The organism is Kribbella sp. NPDC051718 (genome assembly GCF_040681515.1).
Taxonomy (GTDB): domain Bacteria; phylum Actinomycetota; class Actinomycetes; order Propionibacteriales; family Kribbellaceae; genus Kribbella.
In genome coordinates this window covers 296,053-311,612 of record NZ_JBFAYZ010000007.1, presented here as the reverse complement: position 1 = coordinate 311,612, position 15,560 = coordinate 296,053, and the positions used below count along the sequence as shown (strand labels likewise).

Genomic DNA, 15,560 nt, shown 5'->3' with positions numbered 1-15,560 from the left:
GATGACGAACAGATTCCGTGTCGCCGCTGCGATCCTGACGGCCGCGACGCTCGGCGTGACCCTGTCGCTGCACGCGGCGGCCACGCCCACTGCAGCACAACAATTGCCGGGCCGGGCATCGGTTGCCGTCGGCAAGCTGACGCCGAGGGGCTGTACCTTCGGCGCGGCCACCGCCGCCTGCGATCTCTACGCCATGACCGGTACTGCCACCCTGCTGGGTGCTCCGGTCCCGATCTGGGGTTTCTCCTCGACCGGAGCAACTGGCTCGGCGACCGCGCCGGGCCCAGTGCTGGTGGTCCACCAGGGCGACCAGGTGACCGTCACGCTGCACAACCAGGTGGCCGGACAGAGCGTCTCCCTGGCGTTTCCAGGTCAGCCGCTGCCGGCCGGGGGAGAGGACTCGACTGGTATCGCCTCAGGTACTACTCGCACCTACAGCTTCACAGCGGGACGCGCGGGCACCTTCCTCTACGAGGCCGGACACACCTCGGGTGGTGCTCGTCAGGTCGCGATGGGCCTGGCCGGCGCCTTCGTCGTACTGCCCGCCGACGGCACGGCGTACGGAACCCAGCCGGCCGGCTACCCGGCCTCCGGGTACGACGACGACGCGGTGGCCGTGCTGAGTGAGATCGACCCGGCCTTCAACGCGAACCCGGCGGCCTTCGACCTGCGGAAGTTCAGCCCGAAGTACCGGCTGATCAACGGCAAGCCGTACCCGGCCAGCGATCCGATCGCGACCGATCAGGGGCATAAGGTCCTGGTGCGGTATGTCAACGTTGGCTCGCTGACCCACCCGATGACGGTGCTCGGCGGGCTGCAGACCGAGATCGCCCAGGGGGGCCATCCCGCGCAGTACGCGACCACGGTCGCGGCCGAGAGCATCGACCCCGGGCAGACGCTCGACTCGCTCGTCACGATGCCGACCGGGCCGGAGGCCAAACTGGCTCTGTACGAGACCGCCAGGCATCTGGACAACAACGGCCAGCACACCGCCGATCCCACGCAGTTGGCCTTCGGCGGCATGTTGACCTTCCTGGACACCAACGCCCCACCACCCAGCACCGACGGCGTGGGACCGGTCTCGAGTCACATCAAGCTCGCGCCCAACCCTTCGACCGGTCTCGCGCCGGTGACGGTGACGGCCGACCTCAGTGACGCCACGACCGGAGGGTCGGCGGTCAGCCAGGCAGAGTTCGTCATCGACGACGCGGTCACGACCGGAGTCGGTTTCGGCACGCCGATGTCGCTGCCTGGCAGCGGTGTCAGCATCACCGGTGCGACCGGCTCGATCAGTACCGCGGTGCTCGCTGCTCTCGACGCAGGCCGGCACACCGTGTTCGTGCGGGCACTGGATGCCGTCGGCAACTGGGGCGTCGTCGGTTTGGCCATCCTGAACCTGCCCAAGACCGGTCCGCAGACCATCAACGGGTCGATCGCGGACGTACCGGCGAACGGCGCGGTCACAGTCAGCATCTCGGCGACCGGTGACGACACCGACGCGGGCGGCCTCATCACGGCTGCCGAGTACTTCCTCGACACGGTCGGCGCCAACGGCACCGGAACGCCGCTGACGCTGAACCGCAGCGCGACGGTGGTGGCCGAGGACGCCGACCTGTCACCGGCCGTGCTCAGCACCCTGGGCGAGGGCGAACACCACGTGTTCGTGCACAGCTTGGACTCGCTGGGGCTGTGGGGACCGCCGCTCGACATCACGTTGCCGATCGACGTGACCGGGCCGGCCGTCGACGCGGCCAGCGTCGGGCCGAACCCGACCAACGGGTTGCTCGCTGACAAGAGTCACCCGGGCAGCCTGCTGGTGTCGGCGCAGATCACCGACAAGGACGCCGGTGGCGCGGTACAGAGTTTGCTGACGGATGCCGAGGCGTTCCTGGATCCGTCCTCACCCAACCCGGCCGGTGGAACAGGGCTGCAGATGCTTCCGGTCGACGGCACGCTGAACTCGACCAGCGAGGCGTTCTACGGGCTGATCCCGCTCACCCAGGTGAAGGCGCTTGCCGACGGCACCCATCACGTCTACGTCCGTGGTCAGGACGCGGCCGGCAACTGGGGTTCGCTGTTCGCGGTGAACCTGGTGGTCGACAAGACGGCGCCGGTACTCGGTGCGCTGACCGCGTCACCGAACCCGACCAACGGCGCGAACACGCTCACGCTGACCGCTCCGGTCACGGACGCGTCGCTGATCGCCAAGGCGGAGTACTGGCTGGGCGGCACCGATCCTGGTGTCGGCAAGGGCATCTCGCTGCCGGTCAGCGTGGTCGCGGGCAAGGTGCAGGTGACCGTTCCGCTGGCCTCGGTGCCGCCGGGCAACCAGGTGTTCAACCTGCGGGTGCAGGACCTGGCCGGCAACTGGAGCAAGTCCGTGAACACCACGGTCTCGGTACAGCGGCCGAACGCGATCTTCTCCGACACCTTCGAGTCGGGCGGCTTCGGGTTCTGGGGCGCGAGTACCGGTGGTGTCCTCAACACGACCACAGCTGCTCTGCCGACGGCGATCGAGCCGGGCAGCACCCGTGGTCTCCAGGTCACCCTGCCGAACAACGGCTATCTGACCGATCTGACCCCGACGGCGGAGACGTCGTACCACGCGAGGTTCGTGTTCAACCGGAACACGCTGACCTCGGGGACCAACGTGAACACGGCGTTGAGTCTGCTGCAGGGCCGGACCGCGGCGAACGGTCAGGTCTACGCGCTGGAGTACCGGTTCAACGCCGGCTCGGCGCAGGTCCGGACCATCCTCGACCGAAGCGGTGCGACGGCTCTGACCGGAGCCTGGGTCACGCTCACCGGCGGAACCCACACCCTGCAGGTCGACTGGACCTCAGGGCCGGCCACCGGAACGGGTGCTGGGTCGGTGAGGTTGCTGGTCGACGGGGTCAGTCGACAGCTGCAGACCGGTAACACCAGCACGCTGCGGATCGACACGGCCTGGCTGGGGGTGTCGGCCGGGATCAGTGCGAGCTCCACTGGACGGGCGTACTTCGACAGCTTCGCCTCGACCAGGTACACGATGCCGTAGCGGTAAGACCGCCGGGGCCCTGGGCGTTCAGGGCTCCGGCGCCGTCCTTGGGAGGGGACCGCCATGCTGGACACGATTCACCGTGAAACAAGCCCGATGCCGCGCCACCGGGTCAATCGTCTCGTCATCCTGATCGCCGTCCTGGCGGTCGCCCTGATCGCGGGCGGGCTGGTCGCGGTCAAGCTCTGGGCGTCGGGCGACCCCGCTGCCTTTCCGCAGAGTTCGTCGATCGAGGAGAAGTACGGCGTGCGCTTCTCCCGGGTCGCCGTCGTCGGCGACGGGGGACTGGTCACCCTGACGTACGTCGTACTGGACAGCGAGAAGGCGACCCGGTTCCAGTCCGATGTGCAGCATCCGCCGGAGCTACGCAGCGAGGACCGCGACGGTGGCACGAAGCGGGTGTCAGTGATGAAACAGGGGCACAGCCTGCGATCCGGCCAGACCTACTACCTGGTGTACCAGAACACCAAGGGAGCCCTGCGGCACGGCGAGAAGGCCACGATCCGGCTGGGGGACCTCAGCCTGTTGCACGTACCGGTGCTGTGATGTCCGGGAGACGCAGTCGGCTCCTGGGCTTGCTGATCCTCGTCGGGGTTCTGGTCACCTGGTCTCCGCAGACCGCGAGTGCCCATGCCTACCTCACTTCGACCAGTCCGGCAGACGGATCCTCGCTGTCAGTGGCGCCTACCCGGCTGCGGCTGGCGTTCAGCGAGACCGTCGTTCCCGCTGCGACGCAGATCGACGTGGTGGCCGAGGACGGCAAGCACTATGCGGTGACGAACGTGCGTGTCATCGGGGAAGGCGGCGAGGAGCCGTCCGAGGTCCTGGCCACCCTGCCGGCTTTGCCGAGGGGCGCCTACCGGGTGTCGTGGCAGACACTGTCGGCCGACGACCTGCACCGAACCGCCGGTGTTCTGGTCTTCGGCATCGGCCATGCGGTGGCTCCTGCCGGTCTCGATGAGCCGGTGCCTGCTCCAGGTGAGGTTCTGCTGCGCTGGCTGGTGTTCGGTGCCCTGGCACTCACGCTGGGCGGTGCGCTGATGGGTCGCCTCGCTCGACGCCAGGCGGCTACGGCCGGTCCCGGGTGGTCCCGAATGGCTCATCGCGGTGAGCTGACCGGAGGTTGTGCGGGTGCCGTCGGAGCCCTTCTGCTGTTGGTTTATCAGATTTCGAGGGCAGAGTCCACGGACCTGCTCAGCAGTGCGTACGGCGTGCGATGGGGAGTCCGTGAGGCAGGCTTCCTGCTGTTGATCGGGGCTGCTCTCGGTCGTCGCTACAGGAGTCGTGGGCCGGTACTGGTCCTGGGCGCGGCTCTGGTCGCGGTTGGCAGCGCCTTGACCGGGCACTCGGGTGCCGGTCACGGCGTACTGTCCACGCGGGTCGTCGCCGATGCGGTGCATGTCAGCGCGGCCGCGACCTGGTCCGGCGCGGTGCTGTTCGGACTGTGGTTCGCCTGGTCCGCGCGCGATCGGCGGCCACGGCTCGAGCTGCTGGCGGTACTGCGTGCCTTCGGGCTGCCCGCCGCGGCGTGCGTCAGCCTGATCATTGCCTCAGGCATCTATCTGACGAGCGGGGTGATCGGTTCCGTCGACGCCGCGCTGGTCACGTTCTACGGCCGGGCTCTGTTGGCGAAGCTCGGTGTCTTCGCGGTGATCGGCGTGCTCGGTCTCCTGAACCACTACCGGCTGCGGCGGGTGGCAGGACCGACCGTGCGGCACGGGACGCTGACGGCCGAGGTGGGACTGGCCATCGTCGTGCTCGGCCTTGCAGCGGTGATCACGAGTGGCCAGCCCGCGGTCGAGCCGCAGCTGGTCCGAGATCCGGCGGCCGAGCTGGTACCGCTGCAGGACTCCCGGGTGGCGGATCTCCAGCAGACGCTGGCCGTCCGCCCGAACCTGCCTGGCCGGAACCTGGTGATGGTCGACGTCTTCGACACCCGGCGACCGGCCCCTGCTCCGGTTCAGCAGGTGACCGTGGCGGTGGTCGATGCCGACGGCACCGATTCCCCGGCGGTGCGCGCCGAGCGGCTGCCCGACGGCCGCTGGTCGGTGGCCGTGGTGCTGAACAGCAGTGGAAGCGCCGGGATCGAGGTGGCTGTCCGGCGGCAGGGTCTGCCGGACGCCGTACACACCTACAACTGGGCCGTCGGCGGAGCGAACGCGACGGCACGGCCGGTGCTCGTGTCCACCGATCCGATCAAGAAAGAGCTGATCATGGTCTGGTTCGTGCTGACGATCCTGCTCGCCGGCGGTTGGTGGGTGGCGATGCTTGCCCGGCTCCGCCGGGTGTCGCGACGGGAATCGGGAACCGCGCTCGAGATCAGTCCTCCACCGGACCGGAGTCCTGCTGACGTGGCAGGGTGAGCTCGAACAGGGCGCCGCCCTCGGGTGCCCTCGAAGCGCTGATCCGGCCACCGTGCGCCTTGGCGGTGGCCTGTGCCATCGGCAGTCCCAGGCCGCTGCCCATCGGTGCGGTCGGTGGGCGCCGGTGCCAGAACCGGTCGAAGACGTGCGGCAGATCCTCGGTCCGGATCCCCGGCCCGGAGTCGGCCACACTGATCACGTACCACTGGCCGGAAACTCCACCGGACAGCCGGATCCGGTCTCCGGTCCGGGTGAAGTGGACAGCGTTCTCGATCAGCGCGTCCAGGGCGAGTTCCAGCCAGACCGGGTCGGCCAGGGCCGGCATCGACGGCAGCCGGTCGACCACCCAGTCCCGGTCGGCGCTGTCGCGCCAGTTCTTCCCGATCTGGTCGAGGAACCCGCTGAGGTCCAGCTCCTGGTGCCGGACGGCCCGGCCCGAGTCCAGTTTGGCCAGCGCCAGCAGGCGGGTGGACAGCGCGGAGAGCCGGTCGACCTGACGCATCGCGATGGCGAGGTCCTGCCGGGACTCGTCGCCGGTCAGCACCGGCTCGAGCAGTTCGAGATGACCGCGGGCGATCGTCACCGGGGTGCGCATCGCATGCGAGGCCTCGCGGAAGAACTGCCGTTCCCGATCGAACACGGCGAGGCGTTCCTCGGCCATCAGCTCGACCTGCTGCTGCGCGGCGACCCGGCGCCGGGCGTGCCAGACCATCGCCAGGAACAGCATCGGCATCAACGGGATCTCGGCCCATTCGGCCCGGCTGCTGCCGTCCTGGAGCTGGTGCACCACCAGGATCCAGCCGGTCACCACGGTGATCGCGAAGGTGATCAGCAGGGTCTGCTTCAGCGGCCAGACCCGGAAGCCGTAGACCAGGGTGAGGGCGAGGAAGAGCAGGTGATACGGGATCACCTCGCGCTCGATCATCAGGTTCATCGCCGCCAGCATGGCCAGCACGAAGACGGCGAGCAGGCCGTCGATCAGCCGGTACCAGTGTGGCTGCAGCATGCCCCGGCCGAGGCGCGGGAACCAGCCCGCGACGCCCGCGTCACGCGATCTGAAGCTGATAACCGACATTGCGCACCGTCTGGATCAGGTCTCTGGTCATCTTCGCCCGCAGCCGGCGGACGCAGACGTCCACCACGTTCGTCGCCGGGTCGAAGTCGTAGCCCCACACGGCCGAGAGCAGCTCGCTGCGCGAGCAGACCAGGTCCGGTTTGCGCATGAAGTGCTGCATCAGCAGGAACTCCCGCTCCGACAGCGCCGCCTCGGCGCCGTCCACCCGGAGCCGCCGGGTCCGCACGTCGAGCCTGATCGGCCCGACCCGGAGCAGGAACTCGTCCGGATCCCGGTCGGTCGACTCGCGCAGCCTGAACCGGATCCTGGCCAGCAGCTCCCGGATCGCGAACGGCTTGGCCAGGATGTCCACCGCGCCCTGCTCCAGGCAGCGCACCCGGGCCTGTACGTCCGCGGCCGCGGACAGCACCAGGATCCGGGTCGACGGGCTGCGGGCCAGCACACCGGCCATCACGGCCTCGCCGTCGACCTCCGGCATCCGCAGGTCGAGCACCATCAGGTCGGGCTTCCTGGTCAGCGCCATCCGCAGGCCGTCCGCCCCGTCGGTCGCGGTCAGCACCTGATAGCCCTCGGCCTCGAGTCCGCGCCGGACGAAGCGGACCAGCTCTGGCTCGTCGTCAACCACCAAAATCGTCGTCATCTGCCCCCCAGGTCCGGCCGCAGCCGGTCCCGCACATTCCCCTTGAGCCCGCTGTCGCGGACCCCCCAAGGACATACTGACTCTCCGTCACGGTCTAGGGAAGGGCCGAAAGTCCTTCGATTCGCCGGTCGCGCCGCCGCGGCCGTCGGTTGCGCCGACGTACCTTTGCGTCGTGTCCTCCCCGCAGAAACGGAGCTGGGTCGAGCAGGTGATGGGTCTGCCCATCAGCCTGCTCGCCAGAGGCCCGGCAGCTCGCACCACAGCTGCGGACGCCGCTGCCCACGCGGTCTACCGGGAGCTGCGAGAGGTCGACCGGACCTTTTCGACGTACCGGCCGGATAGCGAGGTGACCCGGCTGGCGCGGGGGGAACTGGACTGGGAGGCCGCTGCTCCGGTGGTCCGTGAGGTGGCTGACCGATGCCGGCAGGCCCGTCATCTCACCGGTGGTCTCTTCGACGCGGAGACACCGGCGGCCGGCTGGGATCCGTCGGGTCTGGTGAAGGGCTGGGCCGCCGAGCGGGCGAGCAGATTGCTGACCGAGGTCGACGACGCCGACTGGTGCCTCAATGCCGGTGGCGATGTCGTGGTGATCTGCCCGAGCGGCGAGCCGTTCACCATCGGCATCCAGGATCCGGGTGATCCTGGTGCGGTGGTGGCTACTGTGCGTAGTACCGGTGACGCGGTCGCGACAAGTGGGACGGCGGCGCGCGGCGCCCATCTCTACGACCCACGGAACGGGGGAGCGGTGGTCGGCAACTGGGCCTCGGTCTCGGTGACCGGGCCGTCGCTGGAGTGGGCGGATGTACTCGCCACCGCCGCGTTCGTCGCCGGTGACGACTGGCCGCGGGTCGTCTCGTTGCTGCCCGGGTACGCCGGACTCGGGGTGCACGCTGACGGCACCGTCCGGGCGATGCCCTGCTGGCCAAGCGTTACGCCGAGGGACGAAGGATGACTCGGCTCCTTCTGGTGGAGGACGACCAGGATCTGGCCGGGCTGCTCGGCCGGGTGCTCGGTGACGAGGGCTACCTGCTGACGGCGGCGCCAGACGGTCAGCGCGGGCTGCATCTCGGGCTGAGCCAGGAGTTCGACGTGATGGTCATCGATCGGGGGTTGCCGGCCATCGAGGGGCTCGACCTGATCGCCCGGTTGCGCAGCCGCGGGATCACCACGCCAATCCTGGTGCTGTCGGCACGCGGCACGACGGCGGAGCGGGTGGACGGTCTGGACGCCGGTGCGGAGGACTACCTCGCGAAGCCGTTCGAGCTGACCGAGTTGCTGGCCCGGCTGCGGGCTTTGCTCCGGCGGCATCCGGACCGGGCGGAGCATCTCGCAGTACCGGGTGGGCGCCTCGACCTGGCCGGCCGGACGGTACGGCGTACCGACGGCGGGGTGGTCGAGTTGTCGGAGCGGGAGTCGGCGTTGCTGGCGTTGCTCGCCGCCAGGCCGGGCGTCGTCTTCAGCCGGGCGGAGTTGCTCGAGCGGGTCTTCGACGAGGCGGAGTCCGAGACCGTCGTCGACACCTACGTGCACTACTGCCGGCGCAAGCTGGGCCGGGGAGTGATCAGTACGGTCCGCGGGCTCGGGTATCGGCTAGGTCGCTCGTGAGCGACCGTCCCATCGGTGACCAGGTCCTCGTCCGCCGTGCCGCGCGTGAGGTCGCGATCCAGGTGGCGGCGCTGGTCGCGGTCGCCATGCTGCTGCTGGTCGTGCTGGTAACGATCGTCGTCGTCCGTGGCCAGGCCGGTGCGGCGGACGACCTCCTGCGGAACACCTTGCGCACCGCTGACGACGTCGGCGATCCACCGTCGGGGATCTGGCTGGTGATGGACACCGCGAAGGGCCTGGAGAAGTCGGCCGGGTTGCCCGACGAGTTGGATCCGGCGCTGGCCGGCTTGCGCGGTACGGCGGGTGCGGCGGTGCGGCTGACGAACGTGCGGGAGGACGACGAGGCGGAGTACCGGATCGCCACCGTGCGTCGCGACGGCCGGCCGATCCAGGCGGTCCTCGATCTGACGACGGCACATCAGCAGCGGGCGAGGTTGCTGCAGGCGATGGGGTTCGCGACCGTCGTCGGGCTGGTGTTCGCGGCGCTGCTCGGCGTTCTGCTGGGCCGGCGGGCGGTCCGGCCGCTCGCGCAGGCGCTGGCCCTGCAACGTGCCTTCATCGCGGACGCCGGGCATGAGTTGCGGACGCCGCTGACCTTGCTGAGCACTCGTGCCCAGGTACTGGATCGTGCCTTGCAGCGCAGTGACTTGAGCGAGGAGGTACTGCGGGACTCGCGTGGTGTCGTCCAGGACACGCAGCGGCTGGGCGAGGTGGTCGAAGATCTCCTGGTAGTGGCCGATCCGCGTAGTGAGGAGAGCCGTGAGCCCGTTGAGCTGGACCAGCTGGCAGGCGACGTCGCCGACAGTGCCAGAGCCCATGCGGCAGCGGGCGGCGTGAGTGTCCTGCATAGCGCGACCGATGAGGACTGCGCCGTGCTCGGTTCGCCCAGTGCGCTACGACGGGCTGTGCTGGCCCTGGTCGACAACGCGATCGACCACACGCCGGACGGGGGAGAGGTGCGAGTGGCCGTCCGCCGGGCGGGGCGGGACGTGGTACTGCTGGTGAGCGACACCGGGCCGGGGATCCAGCCCGAGGACGCGGAACGGGTACTGCGCAGATTCGACTCCGGCGGCCATCGCTCCGGCCGGGCGCACTACGGTCTCGGCCTCGCCCTGACCCATGACGTAGCGAACCGTCATGGCGGCCGGCTCCGGCTGGTGCGCAGCGACACCGGAGCGACCTTCGAACTCGTTCTTCCCGCGGCTCCAAGGAACGGCTAAGAATCCCGGCGCATCCTCGGGGTATCCGACCCGATGGAGCCGCAGTGACCGACCGGCAGTTGCCCCGATGACCTCCCTGTTGAGTCCTGCGCGGGCAGCGCACACCCGCCGCCGGGCCCGGCGTACTCCGCGCTGGTGGCGAGATGTCGTGGGGATCGCCTGCTGGGCCAGCGTGCTGGTCGTGATCACCCTCTGGCTTTCGGGGCGTGGCGCCCAACTGCTCGCGGCCGGGCCGGCCGACCTGTTCACCTCGCTCGGGCGGATCACCGGCCTGGTCGCGGCGGATCTGTTGCTGGTACAGGTGATCCTGATGGCCCGCGTTCCGATGATCGAGCGGAGCTACGGTCAGGACGAGTTGGCCCGCCGGCACCGGCTGGTGGGGTTCGCGTCGTTCAACCTGCTGATGCTGCACGTCGCCTTGATCCTGATCGGCTACACCCTGCGCGATCACAACGACCTGCTGCACGAGACGTGGAGCGTCGTCACCTCGTACGGCGGGATGCTGCTCGCCGTTGCGGCCGCTGCGGCGCTGACCGCGGTCGTGGTCACGTCGGTGCGAGTGGCTCGCCGGAAGCTGCGCTACGAGTCGTGGCATCTCCTGCACCTGTACGCGTACGTGGGCGTCGGACTGTCCGTACCGCACGAGATCTGGACCGGCGCCGACTTCGCCACCTCCTCGCTGGCGCGGATCTACTGGTGGTCCGTCTATGCGATGGCGCTGGCGGCTGTGGTCGTCTATCGGCTCGGCCTCCCGGTGTGGCGCTCGTTGCGGCACGGCATCACCGTCAGCTCGGTGGTGCGCGAGAGCCCGGACGTGGTCTCGGTCCACCTCACCGGGCGAGGGTTGCACCGACTGCCGGCCAAGGCGGGTCAGTACTTCGTATTCCGCTTCCTCGACGGGGCGGGATGGTCGCGGGGCAACCCGTACTCGCTGTCCGCGACGCCGTCGCCGCGGCAGCTCCGGGTGACGGCCAAGGAGGCGGGAGACGGCAGCCGCCGGCTGGCCTGGTTGCGGCCGGGCACGAAGGTGCTGATCGAGGGGCCGTACGGCCGCCTCACCGGCGAGCACCGGGTGACCTCGAAGGTCGCGATGCTTGCCTGCGGCATCGGTATCACGCCGCTACGGTCGTTGCTGGAGGACCTCGACTACGCCGCCGGTGATGCCGCCCTGGTTTACCGCGCACACGCGGAGGAGGACCTGGTCTTCCGAGCCGAGCTCGACGAGCTGGCTGCCCGGCGGGGAATCGATGTGCACTACGTCCTCGGCCCGCGCTTGCGTGACCGGCCGTCGTGGCTGCCGCAGAGCGCGGCGGCCTGGTCCGATGTCGACGCCTTGCAGAGCCTGGTGCCGGGGATCGACGGGTATGACGTCTTCGTCTGCGGTCCTGATCCCTGGATGGACGCCGTCTGCGCAGCGGCGCTGGCGGCCGGGCTCCCGGCGGATCAACTTCACCAGGAGAGGTTCTCGTGGTGAACGATCAGGAGAGTGGCCGATGAGACGCGGTGTCGTCCGGACGATGTCGGTCGCCACGCTCGCCGTGGTGGGGTTGGGATTGCGGGCCGGTGCGCAGCCGTCCAGCTCGTCGCCCCCTTCGGTAACCAGTACGCCGGCCGGGAGGCCGCGGCACGTCCGGGTCCGGCCGTCCCCGGCCCGCACGGTGGCACCGCGCCTCCCGGTCGGTACTCCGTCGGCAACGGCGAGCACCGCCCCGAAGAAGGCGAGCGCGCATGCGACGACGGCAGCTGCCGGCTTCCAGGGGGACCTCGTCGATACGCAGTACGGGCCGGTCCGGGTGCGGATCACCGTCCGACAGGGCCGGATCAAGCGGGCGCAGGCGATCGAACATCCGCAAGGCGATGGGACGACCGACGGGATCAACGCGTACGCCGTACCGGCGCTGGACCGGGAAGCGGTCGCCGCTCAGTCGGCGCACATCGACGCGGTGTCCGGCGCGACGTTCACGTCCGAGGGGTATCGCCAGTCGCTGCAGTCGGCTCTGGACGCAGCGCATCAAGCCGGTGCGCTGTGAGAGCCGGGCATCTGCGGCGGAACAGCATCGTGCTCGGCGCCACGACCGCCGTACTCGGCCTGCTCTTCCTGTACCCGACCAGTACCAACCGTGTCGGCGGTCCGGCCGCGCCGGCCGCTTCGGCGGGCATCGTCACTACCGCGCCGGCGGGTCGCGGCGGACGGGCGACGACCGTGGTCAACGGCGAATCCGCACTGACCCGGTACGGCCCCGTGCAGGTCCAGGTGACGATCAGCTCGTCCCGGATCAGCGCGGTCAAGACCCTGGCCTCGCCGTCCTCCGGCGACCGCGACCGCGCCATCAGCGCCTTCGCCCTGCCGATCCTCCAACGGGAAGCGGTCACCGCCCAGAGCGCGACCATCGACACGGTCTCCGGCGCCACCTTCACCTCCGACGGCTACCGCCGCTCGCTTCAATCGGCTCTCGACACAGCCCACTTCACCAAGTGATCCCAAGAAACCACCAAGAAAGCTCGAGGAGATGGATATGACGACCGTCAACGGGTTGCCCGCGCATGTCTTGCTGGTGCATGCGATTGTCGTACTGCTTCCGCTTTCCGCGGTGCTTCTGGTGCTGACCGCCGTCTGGGCACCGGCCCGCAGGCGGCTTGCCGGACCGAACGCCTTGCTGGCGCTCGTCGTCGTCGCGCTGGTGCCGGTCACCACCAGCGCCGGTGAATGGCTGGAGCATCGCGTGGCGTCCACCGCGCTGATCCGGGCTCATACCGAACTCGGCGACACCGCTCTCGTCGTGGCGATCGCTGTCGCGGTGATGGTGCTGGTCGTCTGGTGGCGAGGACGAGAGATCGGCCACCTGGCGGCGGCCTCCGGCGACGACCGGCGTACGTTCCTCGCTCCGGCGTCGATGGCGGTGACGGTCGTGATCGCGGTGCTGTCGATCCTTGCCGGCGGTGCTGCCGTGTACGACGTGTACCGGATCGGTGATTCGGGCGCGAAGGCTAGTTGGGACGGGAAGGTCGCGTCCGCACCGCCAGGCCGATGACGGGTCCGGCGGCGAGGATGATCGCCAGTACGGCGTAGCCGTAGCCGAGGGTTGTCGCTGTGGCTACGCCTGCGACGAGTAGGGGTCCGCCCGCATCGCCGAGTTCGCGGCCGAGTTCTGCGGTGCCCATCGTCTGACCGAGGCGGGATGGATCGGTAGAGGCCGCTAGGGCCGCGAATCCCAGCGGGGTGATCAGACCGGTACCGGCGCCGATCAACAGCGCGGCACCGAGTACAGCGGCAACGCCGGAAAGGGTGGCGCAGGCCAGGCCGGTCGCTGTGACGAGGAGACCTACGGTGATACCGGTCCTGGTGGTGAGCTTCCCGGAGTCCAGAGCGCGACCGGCGCGGGGTTGGATCACCGCAGCCGTCGCGGCCAGCACTGAAACGGCGGCTCCGGTCGCAATGGTGCCAAGGCCGTCGGCCGCGCCGGTCACCGGGAGGAATCCGACACCGACCGACAACGCGGCGGTCGCGCCGGCCAGCGCCGCGGTCGGCCGCAGGAAGACGGGGTCGGCGATCCTCCGGGCCAGGTCGATCACCGTCTGCCGGGTCCGCGGCAGCGGCGGTACGGCCGGTACGGCGAACAGCGCCCAGCCGGCCACGGCGATGGCCAGCACCGTCATCACCACGAACAGCAAGCGGAACCCACCCAGCCACACCAACGCTCCGCCCAGCAGTGGCCCGAGCGTGTAGCCGATGCTCTTGTAGAAGCCATAACTGCCGAACGCCCGGCCGTGCTTGGCCGCCGGATTGAGCCGGGCAACCAAGGCCGAGGCGGCCGGCGAAAACGCCGACGCCGCTGCCCCCTGCCCGAGCCGCGCCACCCACAACCACCGAGGACTGTCCGCGACCGCATAAAGACCCGAGGCGATCGCGAACCCGACCAACCCAGCCAGCAATACCGGCCGCGCACCAATCCGGTCGGCGATCGTGCCGAACACCGGTTTCAGCAACACCTCGGCACCGTCGTACAGGGCGAGCAGGATCCCCAGCGTCAACAGCGACTTCACCGCATCGTCGGAGAACGCCCCCAGGTTGGCCGCCACCGCATGCGCGCCGAACGCCGTGGTGAAGCCCGCCGCATACAACGGCCACATCCGCCGGTCGCGCACTACGACCGCAGTCGCGGACATCAGCCGCCGGCCAGAGCTTGGTGAACTTGAGCGGTATCGGCGGGGTAGGCGTGCACCACCGCGGTGCGAAGGCGCGGCACGGCGTGGGTGAGTTCGTGTTCTGCGTCGTGGGCCAGCCGGTGTGCCTCGGCGCTGTCGGCGGCGCCGACCACCAGGTCGACGTCGGCGTGCAGCTCATGGCCGATCCAGCGCATCCTGACGCGGATTACCGATTCGACCCCCGGCAGCGCGGCGAGCGCGGTCTCGGCGGCGTCGATCGAGGACGGGTCGACGGCGTCCATCAGGCGGCGGAAGACGTCGCGGCCCGCGGTTCGCAAGACGGCGAGGATCGCGATGGTGATGAACAGACCGACCAGGGGATCGGCCAGCGGAAGGCCTGCGGCGACCCCGGCCGCGCCGAGCACCACGGCCAGCGAGGTCAGGCCGTCTGTCCGCGCGTGCAGCCCGTCCGCGACGAGGGCGGCTGATCCGATCCTGCGGCCGATCCGGATCCGGTAGATCACGACGGCCTCGTTCCCGGCGAAACCGATCACCCCCGCGGCCGCGACCCATCCGACGTTGGGTACAGGCACCGGGTCGACGAGCCGGCGGATCGATTCCCAGCCTGCCACCACGGCCGACAGACCGATCATGACCACGACGAACAAGCCGGCCAGGTCTTCGGCCCGGCCGTAGCCGTAGGTGTAGCGACGGTTGGCTGCTCGCCGTCCGATGACGAAGGCGATCCACAGCGGCAGCGCGGTGAGAGCGTCGGACAGGTTGTGCACGGTGTCGGCCAGCAGGGCGACCGAACCCGAGACAGCTACCACAGCCGCTTGCAGACCTGCCGTGATCAGCAAGACGACCAGGCTGATCTTCACCGCGCGGATCCCTGCGGCGCTGGACTCGATCACGTCGTCGATCGAATCCACCGAGTCGTGGGAATGCGGCCGCACCGCGTGCTGGAGTTGCTGCCACCAGCTCTCGCGTCCCGCACCATGCCCGTGCCCGTGCCCGTGCCCGTGGCCGACGTCGGGGTCGTCGGTTCGCCCGTCACTCATCGGGCTGCCCCTCGGTCGACGGCCGTTGTCTCCTGACCGGGATGGAGCTGCGCGAGGCCCGCGTCGTCGAGGTGGTGGGCTGGTACGCCGGGGCCGGCGTGCTCGGCGTTGTGGATCGCATCAGCGACCAGCCGTCCGACATGGTCGTTCTCCAGCCGGTAGAAGACCTGCGTCCCCTCGCGACGAGTCCGGACCAGTCGGGCCATCCGCAGCTTGGCCAGATGCTGCGACACCGACGGGGCAGGTTTGCCGACCCGGGCCGCGAGTTCGTTGACCGCGAGCTCTTCTTCGGTCAACGCCCACAGCAACTGGATCCGGGTCGCGTCGGCAAGCATCCGGAAGACCTCGACGGCCAGGTCGACCTGATCGTCGGCCAGCCGGCGCCGACATGCTCCCTTATCTGCACGCATACG

At 69.6% G+C, this 15,560-nt stretch carries 15 protein-coding genes; 10 read left to right on the top strand and 5 right to left on the bottom strand.

The features are described from left to right. The first annotated feature begins 1 nt into the window (after position 1). The 3 genes from AB0M15_RS26825 (at position 2) to AB0M15_RS26815 (ending at position 5,400) form a co-directional block, all read left to right on the top strand. The gene (locus tag AB0M15_RS26825) at positions 2-3,037 is read left to right on the top strand and encodes a multicopper oxidase domain-containing protein (protein ID WP_363824200.1); all 3,036 of its coding nucleotides are present in this window, start codon (positions 2-4) and stop codon (positions 3,035-3,037) included. A 63-nt stretch (positions 3,038-3,100) separates the two neighbouring features. After that, complete coding sequence (locus tag AB0M15_RS26820; RefSeq protein WP_363824199.1) at positions 3,101-3,583, top strand: hypothetical protein; 483 nt, start codon at positions 3,101-3,103, stop codon at positions 3,581-3,583. Next, positions 3,583-5,400: a copper resistance protein CopC gene (locus tag AB0M15_RS26815; RefSeq protein ID WP_363824198.1), complete on the top strand. Its 1,818-nt coding sequence runs from the start codon at positions 3,583-3,585 to the stop codon at positions 5,398-5,400. The genes AB0M15_RS26820 and AB0M15_RS26815 overlap by 1 nt, the downstream gene beginning before the upstream one ends. Here the strand turns inward: AB0M15_RS26815 and AB0M15_RS26810 are convergent. Further along, positions 5,357-6,475 (bottom strand): HAMP domain-containing sensor histidine kinase, encoded by a 1,119-nt coding sequence (locus AB0M15_RS26810; protein WP_363824197.1) that lies wholly within the window; start codon positions 6,473-6,475, stop codon positions 5,357-5,359. The two genes, AB0M15_RS26815 and AB0M15_RS26810, sit on opposite strands and share 44 nt — an antisense overlap. Next, a complete protein-coding gene (locus tag AB0M15_RS26805; protein ID WP_363824196.1) occupies positions 6,447-7,115 on the bottom strand; it encodes a response regulator transcription factor in 669 nt (222 codons plus the stop codon). The genes AB0M15_RS26810 and AB0M15_RS26805 overlap by 29 nt, the downstream gene beginning before the upstream one ends. A 172-nt stretch (positions 7,116-7,287) precedes the next feature. Between AB0M15_RS26805 and AB0M15_RS26800 the strand changes: the two genes are divergently transcribed. The 7 genes from AB0M15_RS26800 (at position 7,288) to AB0M15_RS26770 (ending at position 12,972) form a co-directional block, all read left to right on the top strand. Continuing rightward, positions 7,288-8,067, top strand: a complete 780-nt coding sequence (locus AB0M15_RS26800; protein ID WP_363824195.1) for an FAD:protein FMN transferase — start codon at positions 7,288-7,290, stop codon at positions 8,065-8,067. Continuing rightward, a complete protein-coding gene (locus tag AB0M15_RS26795; RefSeq protein WP_363824194.1) occupies positions 8,064-8,720 on the top strand; it encodes a response regulator transcription factor in 657 nt (218 codons plus the stop codon). The genes AB0M15_RS26800 and AB0M15_RS26795 overlap by 4 nt, the downstream gene beginning before the upstream one ends. After that, the gene (locus AB0M15_RS26790; RefSeq protein WP_363824193.1) at positions 8,717-9,940 is read left to right on the top strand and encodes a HAMP domain-containing sensor histidine kinase; all 1,224 of its coding nucleotides are present in this window, start codon (positions 8,717-8,719) and stop codon (positions 9,938-9,940) included. Before AB0M15_RS26795 ends, AB0M15_RS26790 begins: the two co-directional genes overlap by 4 nt. Positions 9,941-10,007: 67 nt before the next feature. After that, a complete protein-coding gene (locus AB0M15_RS26785; protein ID WP_363824192.1) occupies positions 10,008-11,414 on the top strand; it encodes a ferredoxin reductase family protein in 1,407 nt (468 codons plus the stop codon). Positions 11,415-11,433: 19 nt separating this feature from the next. Beyond that, positions 11,434-11,970 carry an FMN-binding protein gene (locus tag AB0M15_RS26780; protein ID WP_363824191.1) on the top strand — a complete coding sequence of 179 codons (537 nt, stop codon included), beginning with the start codon at positions 11,434-11,436 and terminating at the stop codon, positions 11,968-11,970. Continuing rightward, positions 11,967-12,419 (top strand): FMN-binding protein, encoded by a 453-nt coding sequence (locus AB0M15_RS26775; protein ID WP_363824190.1) that lies wholly within the window; start codon positions 11,967-11,969, stop codon positions 12,417-12,419. The genes AB0M15_RS26780 and AB0M15_RS26775 overlap by 4 nt, the downstream gene beginning before the upstream one ends. 37 nt (positions 12,420-12,456) lie before the next feature. Further along, positions 12,457-12,972, top strand: a complete 516-nt coding sequence (locus AB0M15_RS26770; RefSeq protein ID WP_363824189.1) for a DUF2231 domain-containing protein — start codon at positions 12,457-12,459, stop codon at positions 12,970-12,972. Here AB0M15_RS26770 and AB0M15_RS26765 read toward each other — a convergent pair. Genes AB0M15_RS26765 through AB0M15_RS26755 form a run of 3 tightly spaced genes read right to left on the bottom strand, consistent with a single transcriptional unit; the run spans position 12,929 to position 15,557 of the window. Then, positions 12,929-14,107: an MFS transporter gene (locus AB0M15_RS26765; RefSeq protein WP_363824188.1), complete on the bottom strand. Its 1,179-nt coding sequence runs from the start codon at positions 14,105-14,107 to the stop codon at positions 12,929-12,931. The two genes, AB0M15_RS26770 and AB0M15_RS26765, sit on opposite strands and share 44 nt — an antisense overlap. Further along, positions 14,107-15,147: a cation diffusion facilitator family transporter gene (locus AB0M15_RS26760; RefSeq protein ID WP_363824187.1), complete on the bottom strand. Its 1,041-nt coding sequence runs from the start codon at positions 15,145-15,147 to the stop codon at positions 14,107-14,109. The genes AB0M15_RS26765 and AB0M15_RS26760 overlap by 1 nt, the downstream gene beginning before the upstream one ends. Then, positions 15,144-15,557: a metalloregulator ArsR/SmtB family transcription factor gene (locus AB0M15_RS26755; protein WP_363824186.1), complete on the bottom strand. Its 414-nt coding sequence runs from the start codon at positions 15,555-15,557 to the stop codon at positions 15,144-15,146. Before AB0M15_RS26755 ends, AB0M15_RS26760 begins: the two co-directional genes overlap by 4 nt. Positions 15,558-15,560: the final 3 nt, after the last annotated feature.